Consider the following 18,619-nt stretch of genomic DNA (forward strand, 5'->3'; position numbering starts at 1 on the left):
GGAAATTTAAATTTTCAGGGTAAAGGCAATGGTCAAGGGCAAGGATTTCACACCTGAACTTGCGATCCGGATGCCGGAGACCTCCACGGCATCGCGGAGCTGTTCAAGTTCCTTTAAAAAGGTGACAAAACCTGTAAAATCACCTTTGATATTCATGTCAAAAGGCGACCAGTCAATGTATTTTCCCGGTTCCCGTTCCTTGGGAACAATGGAGAGCGCTTTAAGATCATTCATGACCATGATGGTGGAAATCTTACTTAAAAGCGCGGCAATCTCATCCGGATGGCCTGTATTTATATTAAGGTGGCCTGTCTCTTGGCGCAGTTCATCCAGGCGCTTTTTGTCCTGTTCAATGCTTTTTTCCAACTGAAACAGCGGCGGGATATCTTTGAGCTTGTTCAATTCGGCCACCACCTTGTTACGTTTTTTTAAGGTGGTGGTGAGCACCTTGGTCTGGGGGTCATACATGTATTTCATATAAAAAAAGGTACAGGCAATGATCAGGGCGGCTGCCAGTCCGAATTTTTCAAGGTTGGTCATGGATTTCATTGGATTGTCTCGCTTTGGGGGTTGATCTGAACCTGCATCACAAAGGCAAGCCGGGTTTCCCCCGCAGCCTCCAGGGATTTAAGCACCGCCGCCGTACACCAGTCATTGTCCTGCATGGCAATGGCAAACCGGCCCACCCGGATCAGGTCCCAGGTCCGACCTGTGATGGTTAATGTATCCGGGGTATCGGGAGCCTGTTCCACCGCGTCCAAGACGAGGCCGTCGGGCACGGCCCGGGCGATCCCCTGGAAGCAGGTCACAAGGATTGCAAGTTTTTTGTCCGCAATTTCGTTTACATAGCTGATGCGTTCCTGGACCGTGCGGATATCGGTTTTCAACTGGGTGGATTTTTTGAGCAGGTCATCATATTTCTGGATGGTGGTTTTATTTTTTGACACTTCTGCCGCGTATTTTTTAATATCTGCCTTGAACTGCCGCTCCTGATATTTCATGAACTGGTTGTGGCCCAAAAGCCCTAGGGCCAGGATCGATGTGGCCACCAGGGGCATGACATAGACATTGCGCTTGATCTGCACGATCAAAGGCTCGGAATCATCAATGCCCACCTTCTGCATTTTTTTCCCGGCCAGTTCCCGGATACCCGCGCCCATGGCCGTGCCGAATACGGCATCGGCAGGATCAGTTTCTTTGTGGGTGATCTGAACGGCTTTTGACAACATTAAAGGCCGCGCCCCGGAAGGGGAGAGCCGGTTCAGGTAATCTACGATTTCCGGGATGGCGGCGCCTGGTCCGGTGAGGACCACAGGCTCATGGTCCGGGGCCTGGGTCAGGGTGAACTTCAGGCTGTTTTCCAGGTCTGATGCGCCGATTGCCGATGCCAGGTGGGATTTAATGGCGTCACAGGTAAAGTTCAAGGTGGAAATCTGGTCCGGATGCCGCCCCTTAAAAATGGCAAAATTGGAGTAGTCCGTACCCATCTCCAGGATGGCCCTGGGGCTGTCCGGACTTTCCAGGAACAAGGGCATATAAAAACTGACTTCCGGCGGATAAACCCGGACAAGCTTGAGGCCGGCTGCCTTGAACCGCTCCCGGACCGCCACATAGACATTTTTTTCAATGGCCGAGATGTTGACCATAATCTCATCGGTCTCATCCTCGTACACAATTTCACCGGGGGATGGCTTGGGCCGGGTCTCTTTTTCCACACCCACCAGGGCATTGTTGCCGGAAATCCCGGTGTAGGATTCGATCTCCCATTTGGCCGCCTCGGACAACTGGTAATGGGACATGGCCGACACTTTTTTCCGGTCCATGAACAATTCTGTGGACCGGGCCAGGGCCGTGACATACACGGCATTTTTGCCCGTGTACTTGAGTGTATCCTTGAGTTCTTTTAAGCTGTCAATGGCCGGCAGGTCTTCATCGGGCTTGGACCGCTTCATCCCGGCATAATCCAGGACGGTTATCTTTTTGCCTCGGCCCTTGAGTACGACCCCCCGGATGAGTTCTGCACTGACTTCCACGGCCAGTATGGTCTGCTGGAGCATAATCTATCCACAACAATTAATAAGTTTGAAAAACAGCCGTATCCATCTCAATGGATTCCACTTCACCGGTGCCCGCCAGGGGCAAAACCTTGAAAATTACCCGTTTAAAACTCTCTCCGGTATCAATCTCATCGTTTGAATCCGTATCGTTCCAGACCACAAGGGTTCTTGCACCCGTGGCCAGAGTGGTGGCCGAGGTGTCGCTGAAATCCAGGCAGGGAGTTCCGGGCCAGGTGCCGGTGCTCCAGTCGTCTAACGTCCCGTCACCGTCCTCGTCCGTCAGGGTGGAACAGGATAAAATGGTGTCCCCGGCAATGGTGCCGTCCACAAAAAGCCTGGCTTTGGTGGTCGTGGCCGTGGCATCAATAACAGTCAGGTTCCCCAGGGTCAGGTACCCCGGGCTGTAGGCGTAAGAGCGAATAAACACCACCTGATTGTCCTGGTTTTCTGTCAGGCTTGGGTCATAGGTGTCAATATCCAGGGTTTCTGTAAAATCATCGGGCTCGGCCTTGCTGCCGTCCACGGTGGTACCGAAGTCAAAGCGCCCGTCGCTGCCCCGGGACAGGATTAAAAGTTCCGGCCCTGAATCATCCATGAAAAACAAAAGTGCATTGCCCCAGGCATCAACGATCACCTGATTTTCATCCCGGCCCCCGGGGACGGGGAAATAGGACCTGGCCCAGCCGATGCCCCATTTTTTTTCATCCAGGTCGTCAGCAGAATCCTCTGCGTTAGGGGTCCGGGTCCATAGCCCCCGGGGCTGGCCCTTGGTATAGGGGGTACTGCTTGAATCCTGGTCATCCCATTGGGGTGTGGCATCGGTCTCCCACTGGAACAGGGCGGGCAGTTCAAGCAGGTCGCCGGTATATCCAGTATTCAGGTCGTTTGGGCTTTGGCCGATCAGGGCAAGGCGGACCGCCGACAAAATTGCAGTTGTGGCTGCCTCTTTCTCCTGTTCCTGCTGCTCAAACACGGTTTCATATTCATGGGAATAAATTTTCATCACGATATTATCCAGATTTTCATCCAGGGTATCGTCATATGCCTCTGACATGGTATCGGCTGCGTCCACGGCCCAGGTGTGGCCGGAGCAGGTGCCTTTGGTGGGATAGATTGCATCATAATCCGGGCCTTCGGACAGAATCCAGAAAATACTGGATCCCTCCCGGTCGGGGTCCTGGGTGATAAAAAAGCGCAAAGACCTGCCCCAGCCGTCCGTAAACCTGCCGTCATTATTCAGCAGCCGAAAGCTTTCCTTTTCATCAAAGAGCTCTCCCAGGGAAGCGTCATAATCCCCGTCCTCCCATGTTTCCCAACCCGAGGCACTGATCCAGACCGGGGACAGGCTTTCATATTCAGTCGAATTTTGTGCATAATGCGCGCCCGGGTCTGATTTTCGTTCCTTGGGTTCAAGGATATAGGGCCCCTTCCAGTTGTCGCCTTCGGTGGCCCCGGGTGCTGTATGGGTGCCGATATCAAATCTTAAATCTTCGGTGTAAAAAGTCCACAACCCCCTGGGCTGGCCCTCGTTTTCCGTTTCAAGGCCGCCGGTATGGTCATAGTTGTTCGTGGTATCGTCCGTCAGCTTCCGGTACGGGGGTAGCCACTGCCACCGGTCCTTAACAAATTCGCCCGAGGGCCGGAAGAATACATAATCCGGGTTCATGGTGTAATCCGGGCCCTGGCCCAGTCCGGCGGACAGATTTTCAGGATCATCATCATCCCAGTCCGTGCTCGCAAAGCTGGGCTTAACCTCGGCCCGGGCTTCCCAGAGATCCGGAAATTTTTTCATGTCCTTCACATACCCGCCGATCACCCGCTGCCCGGTATCGTCATACACCCCGGCAGGGCCCATGATGGCTTCCCGGATCTGCTCCATGGTCTCCATGGTGATCTGCCGTCTTTTGTTATTGTCCAGCATCCCCAGGCCGGACCAGGCCATGGCGGATATCATTCCCAGCAGAAAAATCACGATCAGGACCTCAAGCAGGGTAAAGCCTGACTGGCTGATCATGAAATCGGCTTTTGATTTTTCACCACGAAGAACACGAAGCGCACGAAGACGGCTGTGACATGTAGCCCTCCCCTTCGTGTGCTTCGTGTCCTTCGTGGTAAATAAAAAAATCGGCTTCATGTTAATCAACTCCCGATATCCCCGTCCGAATCAAAGTCAATGCCCCAGAAGCCGGCCCCGGAAGAGGGATGAAACTTTTCCCCGATGCTATTGATCACCGTAAAAAAGGCCGGGTCCTGGGCCTCGTACAGATTGGTCTCACGCGCCTTTGCCAGGGACAGGTCCGCTACTGTCGCACTGGTGGAACTGTCCATGGCAAAACTGGTGAACAGATCTGAACCCAGGGGATTGTCTGTTTCCAGCCGGTTGGATGTGGCCGAAAGCCTTGGCAGAACAAGGGAATACCAGGCATAGTCAAAGTTGCGGGGCGCGCTGATCCCGTGGGGGCAGGTGGAGGCGTTAAAAATATAGCCTTCATTGATCAGATCGCTTTCCGGCCCCAGGCCGAACACAATGCAGAAATTAAGGTCGTTTTCTCCCCAGCCGGGTTCATCCATATCCACTTCGGAAGCGTCAATGCTTCCGTCATCATCACTATCCCCGCCCCCGATCATGAGCACGGCCGTGCCGGCATCTACCTTTTCCATGACAGGAGAGGGGTTGGAGACCGTGGAATCATAAGCAGAGTTCAGATTGTACACATGGACAATGCCCATGGCCCGCAGTTCATCAGCCTCGGCCCCATTGAGATAGTGCACGGAAAGCCGGCACCGTTGGTCAAAGGCATATGCCAAGACTTCCATACCGTTGTCCGGGTCCTGGTCTGAAACCTGGGGTTTTAAATAATCGCCCGTACTTAAATCCGTTGACACCAAATTGATGAGCCCGCCCGGATACTTGCCGCTGTCCTGGGTATAGGCTGTTATAAATTTGATGAGCCTAGCCTCGTTCATGCGTCCTGCCGTATCGAGTCCTAAGGCGGAAAGACCTGCAAACCTGGGAGCGGCCATGGCCATGACAAAACCCAGGATAGAGAGGACCACCAAAACTTCAAGCAGAGTGAAGCCTTGCGCGCTATTGATTGACCGTTTTATTTTCATGGTTATATATCTTAAAAATTATTTTTCTTTCTTGCGTTCCTGTCCGGCTCAGGAGAAATTTCCCTAAAAAAAGAATCGTCTCCTCAAACGGTCAGAAGAAAATGGAGGACGCCGAAGCGCCCCCCACTTTTACCGAATATCAACGAAGTTAATTAGTCGATGCTACCATCTGCGCCAAGGTCAATGGCCCAGAATTCACCATCATCTTCAGGATACATATGGCCCTCGGGGCACATGGTTGTAAACTCCCAGTTTTCCTGTGCGTCCAAGGTAAAGGTGCGGGAAGTATAGTTGTTGCTGTTAACTCCAATATCGTATGAAGCAGTCTCAGGCCATGCTTCGTCATAAGACAGGGCAGCCAGTTGAACACCGTCGTCGGGGTCGGTAGTATCGGAGTCCATACCCGTAACAACTGCATCAAAAGTGTCTACAGTCGTCTCAAGACGCGGCAGAACCAGATTGTAATCGTTGTAGGTGGCATTATCAGCATTTTGGATGCCGCCCGGGCAATGGGCTGCATTGGAAATAACACCAGAGGTGATCAGGCTGCACTCAGCACCCATACCAAGCACGATACGACCGAAGAAATCCGGTTCGCCGTAGTTGCCTGCGTCGGAACCAGTGATCAAGGTCCAAGCGCTAGCTGCATCAGCGCTCATGCCGACCATGGCAACACCGAGGCCTTCGGCCACATCCACGTCGTCCATTGCCGGTGCTTCTGTGGTTACGGCGACCAGAGGCTCATCGTTATCGTAATCGCCTGGATTTGCCACCGCGTCAGCAAGCTGGGTGTAGTCATTAAGGTTGAGGACAGTGGTGATGCCCATGTTTCTCAGGACTGCAGCTTCGTTAGAAGTCAAAATGTGAGCACGCAAAGGGCTACGCTCGTAGAATTCGTTGGCGAAAACTTCGGCACCGTTTTCCGGATCCTGGTCGGAAACAACCGGAATCTGGTAGCTGTTATTAAGCGGATCGGCATCTATACCATCAGTCATAACCAGGTTGGTCAGCTTATTCGGATACCGGTTAGTCTGTTCAAAATAAGAAGACATATAAGTAACCATCCGATTCTGGTTGGTATCGCATACCGTATCAACGGCACCGCCGGAGATGCCGGCAAGGCGGGGTGCGACCATGGCGATCAAGAAGCCCATGATGGTCAGGACGACCAGGATTTCGAGCAGGGTAAAACCTTTTTGATTGTTAATGTTTTTTTGTTGTTGTTGCTGTTTCTTTTCCACTTTGTACTTCTCCTATAAAAATAAATTTAAGGCTAAGTACAAACAACCCTCCCACAGAGTCTGCTGCACTTGAGGCCGCGGCGTGCCACGGCAAATTAATAATAAAAAGTATACTGCGGTTTCAAGGCAACCCGGCTGTCCCCCTTATCAGGTGAGATTGCACTGACCGGACCGGAACCGTCCGGTGAACAGTGAAAAGGGATCCGTGGGCTTTCCGTCCCCGCCTTGCAGCGGGTTTGGCTTTGGCTTTTCCCCCGTTCCGGCGCCCTGCCGCGACACGGGGTGTTCTTTTATGGTTGTCCCAATTTGCGCCGGGACAAGGGGCGCTTTGTGTTCCACCTCCTTTCAGTAAAAAAAGCTACGACGTCATCGCGGTAGGCGCTGTTTTGGCGCGGGGCTCCTGGGGTTTAAGTTCCCGGGTGTCGTAATCCACCACATATCTAAAGTCCTTGCCGCAACGGATAATGACCTCTTTCTGGCCTTTTTTAAGAAAGCGCATTTCCACCTTCAGCTCTCCAAATCCGTTGTGCTTAAATATATCCGCGTACAGTTCCTGGATCTTATCCAGTATCGTGTTGTGTTCCCGGGCCAAATTCATGAATCGCCTGTCCTTTTCTCTCGGCACCAACCCCGGGGTGCCGCCTGTTAGGTGGTTTTTATCCGGGCCGGATTGCGACCCGCAGGTGTAACACCGGCAATGTCCGAATCAACTGGTGGTCCCCGGTACACAAAAGGGGTATGAAAATGCCTAATATCCGACATGGCATGCCATGACGCATGGTATATCCCCGACGCGAAAAAGTTGAAGGTAAATAATGCCGTCACCCAGTGCACCACCATGGATACTCCCGGGCTAAATCTATTTTCTTTTTCTAAAAAATCAGACACTTATTCACCGTTAAACACATCCATTTTTTAAATAAACGGGGCTTGATCATAAGATGGGCCACGGGGTAGCAAAAGAAAATAAATTTATGAGAAAAATAGATAGACAAAAATAGCCCGGTCTGAGAATAGATATTGCGCCAACAAAAACTATTCTAAATAAAGGAACAACAGACCGAGCATGACCATTACATACTCTGAGTCTTCTCAAAAAGCAAATCTGAAAAAGAGGTGGGATAGAGACGACGTCTCCATGAAAATTATTGATTTTCAAACCCACAAAGAAAAACTCAGCCAGCGGGAGTTTGCTAAAGATAACGGTGTTCCCCGTACGACGCTCCAAAATTGGCTGAACCGTATGAACCGAATTGATGCGGATCCGTCCATGGTCTCTTTTTTTGAGAGCCCGGCAGGGGTTAAATTTTTACATATCCTGATTCAGGCTCTCCATTTTGAATTCACCAAGGTAGGTTGTGCCAGCCTTCGGAATATATCTAACTTCCTGGAGTTAACCCAATTATCAAGCTTTGTGGCTTCATCCTACGGCACCCATCAAAAGATTTCGGATGAAATAGACATCATGATAGGCCAGTTCGGTGATATGGAAAAAGCTCGTCTTTCAATACTGATGCCTGAAAAACGGATCACCCTGTGTGAAGACGAAACCTTTCATCCTCAGATCTGCCTTGTGGCTATTGAGCCTGACTCCAACTATATCATCCTTGAAAGATATGAAAAGAATCGCTCGGGAGATACCTGGAACCAGGCGGTGATCGAGGCGATTGCTAATCTCCCCGTCAAGGTTCTCCAGGGTACCAGCGATGAGGGGAAAGGACTGATCTATCATGTTACCAAAGGTCTGAACGGCCATCACTCCCCAGATCTTTTTCATGTAATGTATGAAATCAGCAGGGGAACCGGAGCTCCACTCTCTGCCGCAATCCGAAAGGCCGAAAAAGAACATGAAAAAAGTGAAAAGACAGTCCATGGGGCACTGAAAAGTAAAGAAGATTTTGAAAACCTTGTTAAACGGCCCGTTGGCAGGCATCCCGACTTTGATAAAAGAATCTCCATTTGTCAGAAAAAAGAACAAGAAGCAAGAGCCTCTCTGGATAAGACAAGGGGAAACCGGGAAACTGTTTCAAAAGCAAGAAAGGAAATAAGCACGGCTTATCATCCCTACGACTCTCTCACAGGTGCAAGGCGGGACTCAGCCTCTGTAAGTATTCAACTGAAAGGGTGTTTTAATTAAATCCGGGAAGAGACAGAAGACTTGGCAGATCGATGCAAGGAACGAATTGAGAAGGCCTGGCGCGTCACCGAAAAGATGACAGCAACCATTGCATTTTTTTTTTGGATGGTCGAATCGCTTGTCAACAAGATGGCTTTGACTGATGACCAACGCGAATTAATGCACAACTGGTTGATTCCGGGCTTTTACCTCCACAAAGTTGCCCAAAAGGAGACGGACCCCGAACAAAGAGGGAAAATTCGACAAAAATCACAGGAATTACTTTCAGTCTTGAAGGACAAAACCGGGCCTCTTTCCGGATTTGATGATTGTGAAATCGACTCTATGGTAAGAACTGCCAAGGAGTGTGCTGGACTTTTTCAAAGATCAAGTTCCTGTGTAGAAGGACGAAATGCTCAACTATCTTTGCATCACCATGGAATGCACCGCCTGAGTGATCGAAAAATGAAGGGTTTGACGGTAATTCATAACTTCCATTTAAAAAGGCCTGACGGGACCACTGCGGCAGAACGATTTTTTGAAAACAAACCGATCAACATGTTTGAATGGCTTCTTGAAAATATGCCTTTACCTGCAAGGCCAAGAAGTAGAATAAAAATGGTGAGTTAGTGAGAATGGCCGATCTTATGATCAACCCCAATAAACGTATTCTTATATTCGTTAACTAGTTTTTATCGCTTTTATTTGAAACCAAGTGCTTTATAACGCCTGATATTCTACTTGTCAAGGATAAATGTTAGCACTACTTAAAAAAATAAAATCTAACGTAAATTATGATCTAATAATAAAAATAAGGTCATGCGAACAAACAAAGTGAAGCCTTGGTGATTGTCTTTATAAAAAAAAGCCCTGTCATAACCGGTTATGCCTGTGATGATTGTTTTTTTGACCATTTCCTGTTTGCGCCGCAAATGCCCAAAAGCCCAAACATCATGAGCACTGCGGAGCCGGGTTCCGGTACGGCATTGACTTCAAAATAGGTAGTGCCTGTAAGGTTCTCAACGACCTGGCTGCGTATAACGCTTGAAAAATAAGTTGATTCATCGCCTGTGCCGCCATTTTTTACATATCGCCTGTAATCAAAAAAATCCCAGTCGGCTTGATATCCCGCCGCGTCAACATCGTGTTCAAACGCATAGTTCTGGGCAGATGAGGTGACCTCATAGGTGCCGATCCCCTCAATAGTGAATATAAACCAGGCATCATCCAGGGTCAGGTCGGCGCCGGGCGTGATATCGCCGGCATAGCTGAAATTGTCATTTTCCACCCAGGTCATAAGATCCACATACATCTCTTCCGGGCCATGGGTGTTCCATCCGGTGACAATATCAATCTGGTCAGAAGTTATGGTGGTCAGATTTAGACTGGTTTCCAACGCCTGTAGAGCCCGGAATGCCGTCAGTCGGCACAGGCAGGCTTGCCAGGTGGTGCTGGTTGAATTCCATTCCCACATCAGGCCGGTACCGTCCGGCACCTCCGGACCGTCTGACGAAGGCTTGGCCGATATCAGCTGGTACTCGGCACCGTCAACGGTAAGGATGCTGTCGGAACCCACGGTTATAAACTCTGCATGGGCTGCTGCTGAAAGACCAAAGACAAAAGCCAGAATACATAAACCAATGGTTAACTTTTTCATTTTAAGACTCTCCTAATAAAAATTAATTTAAATAGAAATAAAGGTGCAGCAAATTGTGTTTGTTGCGAAGTACTTCTGTATATCAGTTTAATTTGATATGCAAGATTTTTTTGGGTTGATAAAATATGCACTAATCTCCAAGTCAATGTTGGGGTTCCTTCGTCACCCCAACCTACGAATGGCGGTATATGTCAATTGCCCCAATGGATCATAGGAATAACGAACAATAAGGATTGGCCATATTCAAGGTTTCACCATTACGTCCGGCAAGGTCTGCTGCCGATTGACCGGGCTGAACAATACAGAAATTAGAAGCATGCATAACCGTAGGTTGGGGTGACGAAGGAACCCCAACAAAAGACCTGATAACAGCAACCCAGAATCAACAGAGTCAATTCATATGAGAAGTATCTCCAGATACCGGTTTAAGGTATCTATGTTACAATCTTTACCCCAAGCTACGAATAACGGTTTGTGAATATTGAAACAGCGAACGATTTGGATTAAAATATGTGATATGCGCCCCGCGCTTCTTGAATGCACGGGTGAAATTAAATTTGTTGGGGTTCGTACCTCACCCCAACCTACGAATTGCGGTATATGTAAATTGCCCCAATGGACCATGGGAATGATGAACAATGCGATATAGGCGGGCCCATGTGGAAGGCGGAACTTATTTTTTCACCGTTAATCTGGCGGAACGGAAACAAACCCTGCTTGTGGAGCATGTGGATATGCTGCGCAAGGTCATACAAAAGGTGAAATCGGCTCATCCCTTTCACATTGATGCGATGGTGGTTCTACCGAACCATCTTCACGCGTTATGGACATTGCCCCCTGGGGATAACGACTATCCAATGCGCTGGATGTTGATTAAAACCGGTTTTTCACGCCGGATGCCAAAAGTTGAGCCACGCAGCAACAGCCGCATCGCCAAGGGCGAACGCGGCATATGGCAAAGGCGTTATTGGGAGCACTTAATTCGCGATCATAGGGACTTGCGGCACCATATCGACTATATCCATTACAACCCAGTCAAACATAAGCATGTCAATCAGGTAAAGGATTGGCCGTATTCAAGTTTTCACCATTACGTCCGGCAAGGTTTGCTACCGATTGACTGGGGTGGACAATACAGGGATTAGAAGCATGCATAACCGTAGGTTGGGGTAACGAAGGAACCCCAACAAAATATCCCCAATGCCTTCAAGGTGTGGAGTCATCCACCAGCCCCATCTGATACCAACAACCCAGCATCAACAGAGTCAATCCCAATACTCTGCTTCATCTCCTCATATGAAAAGCATCTCCAGATGCTGGTTGAAGGTATCCATTTTACAATCTTTATTTTTTCGGCCCGGGATCTGTTTCCTGGTCAGAACCGGCCTGTTCCCGATCCTTGCCTACCGGTGTCCAGTAAGCCTGTTGATGGGATTTAGGCGTGGGCTTGCGCCATTGCACCTTGGACCACAAAATGGGGGTACAAAATCTTGTCCATCCCCATTTCAAAATATTAATCAGCCAGAAAGAGACCCAAAGCGCCCAGGCCAGCATGGCAACCCGGTAGGCCCACATGGGAATGGACACCATCCAGGTCCGGGGCAGTACAGGGCCTGACACATCATGGTACCAGCGCAGAATATGGGTGCTGGAACCGTTGCCCCGGATGTTCATATCCGGGTGGCCTAGAAGTCCCTTGGAGATGCTGAACACCAGACACGCGCCCGATGCCAGAGTCAGCACCACGATGCCCAGCTGGACCAGGTTGAACTTCATGCCGGTGAACGAATCGGCTTTGGGCCGTAAATCCAGGGCAATGAGCCAGCCCGCCACAATGATGGCGGCTGCCGGATAATTCATGGAGATACCAATGAACAGCAGAAACCACTGCAACAGATTCAACGGTGTCCATCCAGTTTTTGACAGGACAAAGGCAAGGATCAGGATCACGATCAGTTCGGACCAGAACAGCACGGCCGGTCCCACCGCCGGTTCCCCGCCCAGAAACAGGGGCCAGCGGCTGCTGCCGGGTTTGATATCCACACAGGTGTTGGCGCTGTCCATGCCCAAGTCCACCGCCGGTGTTTTATAAAATGGGGTGATACCTGCGGCCGATACCCATTGGAGCACTATTTCCTGATATCCGGGAACAATGGGCAGGGTCACCTGATTCTGATCCTGCCGGATGGGGCGTATCCTGCCTTGAATTTTCACCTCCTGCAGCTGAACGTCTTTGGGCAGGGTAATGGTGTGACGCCCACCCTGGCTGCTGTTGATGGTAAGATCCAGCTGGGCCGTGGTGGCAACCCTGCCCGATGAAAAAGTCAGCACACTTTTTTCAATGGTCATGGTCTGACCCTCAATGCCCTGGGGCCGGGTCACATTGAGTGTCAAAGTCTCCCCGGGCCAGGGGTGCCAGGTGGGATACCACCGGGTGCCGGTTTTATGAAAAATCACAGGGGTTCCCTGGTATGCCATGTGGAAAACAGGACTGACATCCACTTTCCATATTTCAGTCCAGTCCCGGGTATCGGCATGTTGTAACTCTATTTTATCCGAGGGTGCCAGAAAAGATTCCCAGGTCAGTGTTTTTTGTCCAGACCGGAAATTGACCTTTGCCGTATTCCCCTCTACCCGGATGCCCTGGGTGGTTATGGATTCGCCGGGAAGCAACGGAATATCAAGTTTTATACTTGATTTTTTTTCGCCTTCACGAATTATCCGGGTATTTACTTTCCAGACAAGCCCAAGCAGCAAGGTGCGTTCAACCCTGGCAAAGGCGGGCAGGACACCTGTCTCAAGCACTTGCTGATTTTTACCGTCTGCCCGGGCTTTTTGTTTAAACTGGAGCTGGGCATCAAAGCTGCCGTCGGGGTGACTGCCTTCCACGGTCCAGCCGTCCATGACAATATCCAGGTGCCGGGGTTTTAACGGAAAAAAAAGCTGAAACCCGCCCTGCTGGCGTATGGCACCGTCAAGGTCTATATTGTGGTGGCCTTTGGGGACCATCACCCAGAATTGACCCTCTTTTTTAAAGAGACCCGCAGCGGCCCGGCCGTCCACGGTGACCTGTGACGGGTGCCACTGTCCGACATCTCCGGGGATTGGAATGGCCGTATCAATGGCGGCATGAACCGTCACGCGGACCTTCATCATATCCTTGTTCAGCTCAATAGACGCCAGGGGCAGATTTGCACAGTTATTGAAGCATTTGTCCGTTTCGAGCAAGCGCTTTTCCAGTTCTTCCAACATCGCCTTTGGTGGAAATTCTGTCGCATGGGACAATGCGGGCGTAAGGCACAGAACAAGTACACAAAACGCAGGAAGCATTTGTTTGATACCCGTTGCTCCGGCCTTTTTAATACCGCCTCTGCCGATACCGAGCATACCCGCACCTAAAAGCACCACAAGGGCGACCCGCAAAAAGGCCAGGGCCAAGTTGACGTTTGGCCCGATCAGGAAAAAACCCATGGACTGATCTTTGCTCACAGGGCCGGACCATGAAAACGGAATGGTTTCGTAGGCGGGCCACAGGGGCATGCCCGGGCCTGTCTGGGTCCGGGCTTTGGGGTCATACTGCATCACCTGGGCAGGGCCGCTGCCTGAGGTCGGCGCATTATCCGAGTACATGGACTTGGACAGGCTTCCTATACGCATCAGTTTCTTTGGGGCCGGTGCCTGCTGCTCGGCTTTTGCCCTGGCCGGGTTCTGTCCCCCGTCCGCCATCTCCATCACCTTATCCCGGGATTCTGACCGGATCACGATACTTGAGGTGTCGGTCCATGTCCTTGCCAATTCCGGGTATATGCCGATGCGAAGGGTCTGGATCGCAAAAGGAATCACAATGGCCGCAAAACAGACCAGCGCCAGACCCTGGCAAAACTTAACAAAGCTGTGCATCTTACCTCCGGGCAGATATTTAAGTAAGGTGAACCCCACCAGAAGCGTAAGCCAGATATATTTGGGTGCCTGGTGTTCGTGAAAAATCAGCACCAGTGTAAAAAAGGCCAAGATGGCTAACGGTTTTGAATAGACCCGGGACAGGGCAATGGTAAAAATCAGGACCACAAAAAAATCAAGCAGGGTCCATCTGCCCACCCAGGTGCCCGGGATGCGGTCCACACCCCGGGCATTGATCAGGGTCCAGCCCGCAGGCAGATGAAGCGTGCCTGTTACCTCATTGAAATCATGGTCCCAGCCCGTTGCCGGCACACTGCTAATCCCGTTTTCAAAGGTGGCATCAGCCACAATATTTATCCTGCCGTTTCTCAGCTCAATACCGGCCTTGTCGCTATCTTCCTTTTTGGTAATTAACTGCTCTTGACCATCTACAAGGACCTGGCCGGGATGGATGGCCGGGTTCATTTCCAGCCGCCAGTTGGTATTCTTTGTACCCGTAATTTTATCCTGAATAAAATAGCCGGCACCGTCAAACCGCAGCCACAGGGTCCGATCCATGGAGAGCTGGTCCGGTGCGGGTTCCGGGTCTCCCCGTTTGATCTGCTTAAAGACCAATGTGGTGTCAGGCGCCATCAGGTATGACGGAAAGGATTGCCATCTTGCCGGCATGGCTGTCTGTTTGGGGTCCACGGATTGTGCTCCTGAAATCTGCACCCGTCTCAGGTCGGTTCTGGCACCGAAGGACCAAATCTCCTGATCCGGCCAGAATGCCTGGTCCGGGCGGATGAACCGCACGGTTTCCAAAGGCCCTGCATGGCGAAGATTAAGGGCAAGCTTATAGCGTCCGGGCCGAACCTGGATGGTGATGCGACCGTCGGATTCCAGGCGCGCAGGCAGCGGGCTGTCAAAGGATACCGGAGTGAACGAATCGCTTTGGTATACCGGTCCCAGCACCATTTGCCGTGCCTGGCCCGACACTTCCAGGGTAAGATCGACTGACATCCGGGCCGGGATGTCATCCTCGATCAGCCGGAAACATTCAATTTTCAACCGGTCTTCCACCCGTTTATTACGATCCCTGTGTTTCAGCCACAACCGGCCTTTATCGTCCAGGTCCGGAAACGGTACGAACCGATCATTTACTTTTAAGCTTACCAGGCCGGTTGATGCCGGAATGTTCAGTTTTTCGGGCATGGTTCGCCAGTGAAATGTCCCGCTGACTGCATGACGGCCCGGTGAAAGTATCAGCCCCGGGGTATCCTCCCGGTCCAGAACCACGGCAGGCTTTTCCCCGGCCAGAACCTGCATGGGCCAATTTTGGCCGGAGCCCGGCAAATCGACCCGGGTCTGGGCATACACCTGCCATGACTGTTCAAATGTGCCCCCGCTGTCTGTCAGATTCAGGTTGAGCTGTCCCGGCCAGGCGCAAAGGACTTGTCCGGCATTGTTATACATGGGAATGCATGCCAATTGTTCTTCTTTTCCGTGCAGCACCCATTCTTCCCAGGGGGCAAGGGCATTGGGCACATAGACAGAAGGCCGTGCATGGGCCGGGCCATAGACGGCCAGAAAAATGGCGTAAGCCATAAACAATATACGAATAGCGCCGATATTTCGCTGGAAGGTCATCACATTGTCCTTTTTGAAAAGAAATTTTAGCGTTGAAATATGAATACGGACCGGGGCGTATTCAATATCAATTGATCCACAGTCTAATAAGAATATGAATAAAAATCAATGAGGGGCTTTAGGACAATCGAATGTTACGAAATGAGTCCAAAATCACTTAACCTGGGAGCGCGGGCGTCCCGCCCGCATTTTTTACTGCAGGCAGGACGCCCGCGCTCCCGGATATAGCGAAATGGGTAAGTTGTTTAAAACCCGTTCCTAAGGAATAGAGGAATAATTGACGCTTTTGCCCGGATCAAATCATTTCAAGAAAGGCTTCAATCCGGACCCGGAGTTGTTCCGTATCAGATTCGGAATAATCGGTTTCCAGGTGCAGATAGGGCAGATTAAAGGTCTGTTCAGCAAGTTCCCGGATCTGGAATGCTTCAACATTATAGGTGTGACAGGCCTGCCAGGTAAGGTCCACAATCCCGTCCACCTTGAACGTCTCCACCATACGAATTAAAAGATCTTCACGACCCGGGTTGGGACTCATGACCGAGCATGGAATGGCAAGGTACTGCTTGGCAAGGGCTCTAATGGGATCTTTATCCTCATCCACCTGGAACACCTGCTTATACCCGCTGCAGTTTTCAAAGGCCACCACATCGGCCCCGGAATTTTCAAGGATCTTAACGACCTTGTCCGACCCTAATCCCACAGGTACGCCGGTCAAAAGGATTCTGGGCGTATCCGTTGTAAACGGACTTTCTTGCTTTTCGGCCTTTTGCAGGCAGGCGTCAGTAATTTCATTGATCAGGTCGATGCCTTTTTCCTTGTCCGCAAAAAAACCGGTTTTAAACAAAATTTCAAGCATCTGGGTACCGCTGATGGGGGACGGCTTGACGGCAGCCACATCCATGAACGCTTTTTTAGCCCGGCGTTCCCGGTTCAAAAGACAGATGGCTGCCCTAAGGCGTTCGTCGGTAATGGGTACCCCTGCCTGGTCCCCGATGACCTGCCGCAATTGTTCTAGTTCCGTGACCCAGGGGTCTAAAAAAAGAGCGGTATTCTGCTGCTGGGGAAGCTGGAGTACATGCACAAGCTTCATTTTCCCCATGATTTCAAACATTTTCTTTTTCCCGTCACAGGTGGTATCTGCCACGATCATATCCGAAAATTTAAAGAACGGGCAGGTGCCGGTGGCTGCAAATCCGTAACTGCTTTTAATCAGGGGACACAGGTTCCTGGGCAACGTCTGTTCCGCCGCTTCAATGGGGTCCTGGCGGGTTCCGCACAAAGGCAACGGGATGGCATCCGCGGCAACGGCAAGTTCTGTGGGGCCGTACAGGCAGTAGTATCCCACCACAGACTTACCTTTTTGTTTGTGTGCTTCGATATCCATTATATTCTGCTCAGTAATCTGCTGCAGCTTTGCAGTAAGTTCCGGTGTCATGTTTTGTCCTTTTTTTCTTATTAATTAGCGGCGGACGTATCCATTCTTCCGCCGCCCATGACTTTATAGAGGTTAATCAGATTGCTTAAATAAGCCTGTTTCAGGGCAATGGCGCCCTGCTCAGCGCCGAAAAGCGAGCGCTGGGAATCCAGAACCGAGAGGAAATCATCTATGCCGTTATCATACCTGGCCTTGGACAAATTATAAGCGTTCCGGGAGGCAGATACCAGGGCATTCTGGGCATCCAGCTGCCCCTTGTAGTGTCTGCGTGCCACCAGCTGGTCTGCCACTTCCCTGAATGCGGTCTGAATGGCGCCCTCATACTGGGCCGCCGCAATTTTTTCTCCAACGGTTGCAACCGCCAGGTTGGCCTTGAGGCCTTTTCGATTGAAAATAGGAATGGTGACATTTGGAGAAAAGCCCCATGAAAGGCTTCTGGACGGATCAAACATATAGGAAAGACTCTCTGCGGCAAACCCAAGGGAGCCGGTCAGGCTGATGGTGGGATACATGGCTGCCCGGGCCGCACCAATGTCTGCATTGGCCGCCTTTAGCTGATGCTCGGCTGCCTGGATATCCGGCCTGGCCAGAAGAATCCGGGAGGGAAGCCCTGCCGGCAGCCGGGTCAAAAACCCGATGTCGTCAATGGATTCAAAGGGGGTTTCAGGCGCCTTGATAAGCTCATACACGCCGGGACCTGCAAGGTATACCAGGGCGTTTTCCGCCTGGGCAGCCAGCCGTTTGTACTGGTAGATGGAGGCTTTGGCACTTTCGGTGGATGTGGCGGCCTGGGCCAGGGCAAGCTGGTCTGTGGAGCCTGCATCATACTGGGTCTTGATTACATCATAGGTGGCTTTCTGGGCCTTGTACGTCTCCTGGGCAAGATGCGTCAACTTTCTCTGGGCCAGCAGGCTGACATAGGCGTCTGCCGTCTGGGCCACCAGGGCAATGCGGGTGCTTGAGGCGGCTTCCCGGGTGGCAAGGTAGGTCTCAAGGGCACTTTGGCTCAGGCTTTTGACCCGGCCGAAAAAATCAAGTTCATAGGCCGTGATACCCAACCCCACACTCATGGAGGTATCCGAGGTATATGCCTCCCCATAAATGCTGCTATCTTCGGGAACACCTTCGCGGCTCAGACCGGCACTGCCGGCAATTACGGGCAGCTGATCGGATTTTTTAATTTGGTAGGCCGCCTTTGCTTGTTCAATATTGAGCAGGGCCACCTTCAGATCCCGGTTATTTTCCAGGGCCATGGCAATAATCTGCTGCAGGGTCTGAGAGGTAAAGTAATCCTGGTAGACGATGTCGGCGGCGACCGGTTCGGAGCCGGTATCTGATTCCAGCCCCTTGTCTGTCCAGGCATCGGCCACCGGCATTTCAGGCTGACTGTATTCGGGGATAAAGGAACAGCCGGCAGTAAAAAGCAGTACTGCGCCGACAACGGCTGACGTAATTATTTTAATTGCCATC

At 51.1% G+C, this 18,619-nt stretch carries 14 protein-coding genes and 1 riboswitch; of the genes, 3 read left to right on the plus strand and 11 right to left on the minus strand.

What is annotated here, in order from left to right; all coding sequences use genetic code 11:
- Positions 1–6: 6 nt before the first annotated feature.
- The 7 genes from pilO to EYB58_RS03815 all read right to left on the minus strand — a co-directional run bounded on the left by pilO (position 7) and on the right by EYB58_RS03815 (position 7,300).
- Positions 7–549 (minus strand): type 4a pilus biogenesis protein PilO, encoded by a 543-nt coding sequence (gene pilO / locus EYB58_RS03785; RefSeq protein ID WP_111959215.1) that lies wholly within the window; start codon positions 547–549, stop codon positions 7–9.
- Positions 546–2,057, minus strand: coding sequence for a PilN domain-containing protein (locus EYB58_RS03790; RefSeq protein ID WP_111959217.1), 1,512 nt, complete (start codon positions 2,055–2,057; stop codon positions 546–548). Before EYB58_RS03790 ends, pilO begins: the two co-directional genes overlap by 4 nt.
- A gap of 16 nt (positions 2,058–2,073) precedes the next feature.
- Entirely contained in the window at positions 2,074–4,191 is a 2,118-nt protein-coding gene (locus tag EYB58_RS03795) for a type II secretion system protein (protein ID WP_111959220.1), read from the minus strand.
- Positions 4,192–4,196: 5 nt separating this feature from the next.
- The gene (locus EYB58_RS03800; RefSeq protein WP_111959222.1) at positions 4,197–5,171 is read right to left on the minus strand and encodes a type II secretion system protein; all 975 of its coding nucleotides are present in this window, start codon (positions 5,169–5,171) and stop codon (positions 4,197–4,199) included.
- 152 nt (positions 5,172–5,323) lie between these two features.
- Positions 5,324–6,412, minus strand: a complete 1,089-nt coding sequence (locus tag EYB58_RS03805) for a type II secretion system protein (RefSeq protein ID WP_111959224.1) — start codon at positions 6,410–6,412, stop codon at positions 5,324–5,326.
- 122 nt (positions 6,413–6,534) lie between these two features.
- Positions 6,535–6,663, minus strand: a riboswitch (cyclic di-GMP riboswitch).
- Positions 6,664–6,770: 107 nt separating this feature from the next.
- On the minus strand, positions 6,771–7,010 hold the full coding sequence (locus EYB58_RS03810; RefSeq protein ID WP_111959226.1) for a hypothetical protein: 240 nt from the start codon (positions 7,008–7,010) through the stop codon (positions 6,771–6,773).
- Positions 7,011–7,057: 47 nt separating this feature from the next.
- A complete protein-coding gene (locus tag EYB58_RS03815) occupies positions 7,058–7,300 on the minus strand; it encodes a hypothetical protein (protein WP_111959228.1) in 243 nt (80 codons plus the stop codon).
- 178 nt (positions 7,301–7,478) lie between these two features.
- On the opposite strand from EYB58_RS03815, the gene EYB58_RS03820 reads away from it, so the two are divergent.
- Positions 7,479–8,549: a hypothetical protein gene (locus EYB58_RS03820; protein ID WP_131072000.1), complete on the plus strand. Its 1,071-nt coding sequence runs from the start codon at positions 7,479–7,481 to the stop codon at positions 8,547–8,549.
- A gap of 21 nt (positions 8,550–8,570) precedes the next feature.
- Positions 8,571–9,158 carry a DUF6399 domain-containing protein gene (locus EYB58_RS03825; protein ID WP_131072001.1) on the plus strand — a complete coding sequence of 196 codons (588 nt, stop codon included), beginning with the start codon at positions 8,571–8,573 and terminating at the stop codon, positions 9,156–9,158.
- 253 nt (positions 9,159–9,411) lie between these two features.
- Here the strand turns inward: EYB58_RS03825 and EYB58_RS03830 are convergent, their stop codons facing one another.
- On the minus strand, positions 9,412–10,185 hold the full coding sequence (locus EYB58_RS03830) for a PEP-CTERM sorting domain-containing protein (RefSeq protein WP_111960384.1): 774 nt from the start codon (positions 10,183–10,185) through the stop codon (positions 9,412–9,414).
- 638 nt (positions 10,186–10,823) lie between these two features.
- Here EYB58_RS03830 and EYB58_RS03835 point away from each other — a divergent pair.
- Positions 10,824–11,330 (plus strand): REP-associated tyrosine transposase, encoded by a 507-nt coding sequence (locus EYB58_RS03835; protein WP_111960382.1) that lies wholly within the window; start codon positions 10,824–10,826, stop codon positions 11,328–11,330.
- Between the two features lie 199 nt (positions 11,331–11,529).
- Here EYB58_RS03835 and EYB58_RS03840 read toward each other — a convergent pair whose 3' ends face one another.
- From EYB58_RS03840 to EYB58_RS03850, 3 genes are all read right to left on the minus strand, one after another.
- Positions 11,530–15,714, minus strand: a complete 4,185-nt coding sequence (locus tag EYB58_RS03840; RefSeq protein WP_111960380.1) for a hypothetical protein — start codon at positions 15,712–15,714, stop codon at positions 11,530–11,532.
- Positions 15,715–16,009: 295 nt separating this feature from the next.
- On the minus strand, positions 16,010–17,149 hold the full coding sequence (locus tag EYB58_RS03845; RefSeq protein ID WP_111960378.1) for a double-cubane-cluster-containing anaerobic reductase: 1,140 nt from the start codon (positions 17,147–17,149) through the stop codon (positions 16,010–16,012).
- Between the two features lie 20 nt (positions 17,150–17,169).
- On the minus strand, positions 17,170–18,618 hold the full coding sequence (locus tag EYB58_RS03850; protein ID WP_111960376.1) for an efflux transporter outer membrane subunit: 1,449 nt from the start codon (positions 18,616–18,618) through the stop codon (positions 17,170–17,172).
- Between the last annotated feature and the right edge of the window lies 1 nt (position 18,619).

The sequence above is a fragment of the Desulfobacter hydrogenophilus genome (assembly GCF_004319545.1).
Classification (GTDB): Bacteria; Desulfobacterota; Desulfobacteria; order Desulfobacterales; family Desulfobacteraceae; genus Desulfobacter; species Desulfobacter hydrogenophilus.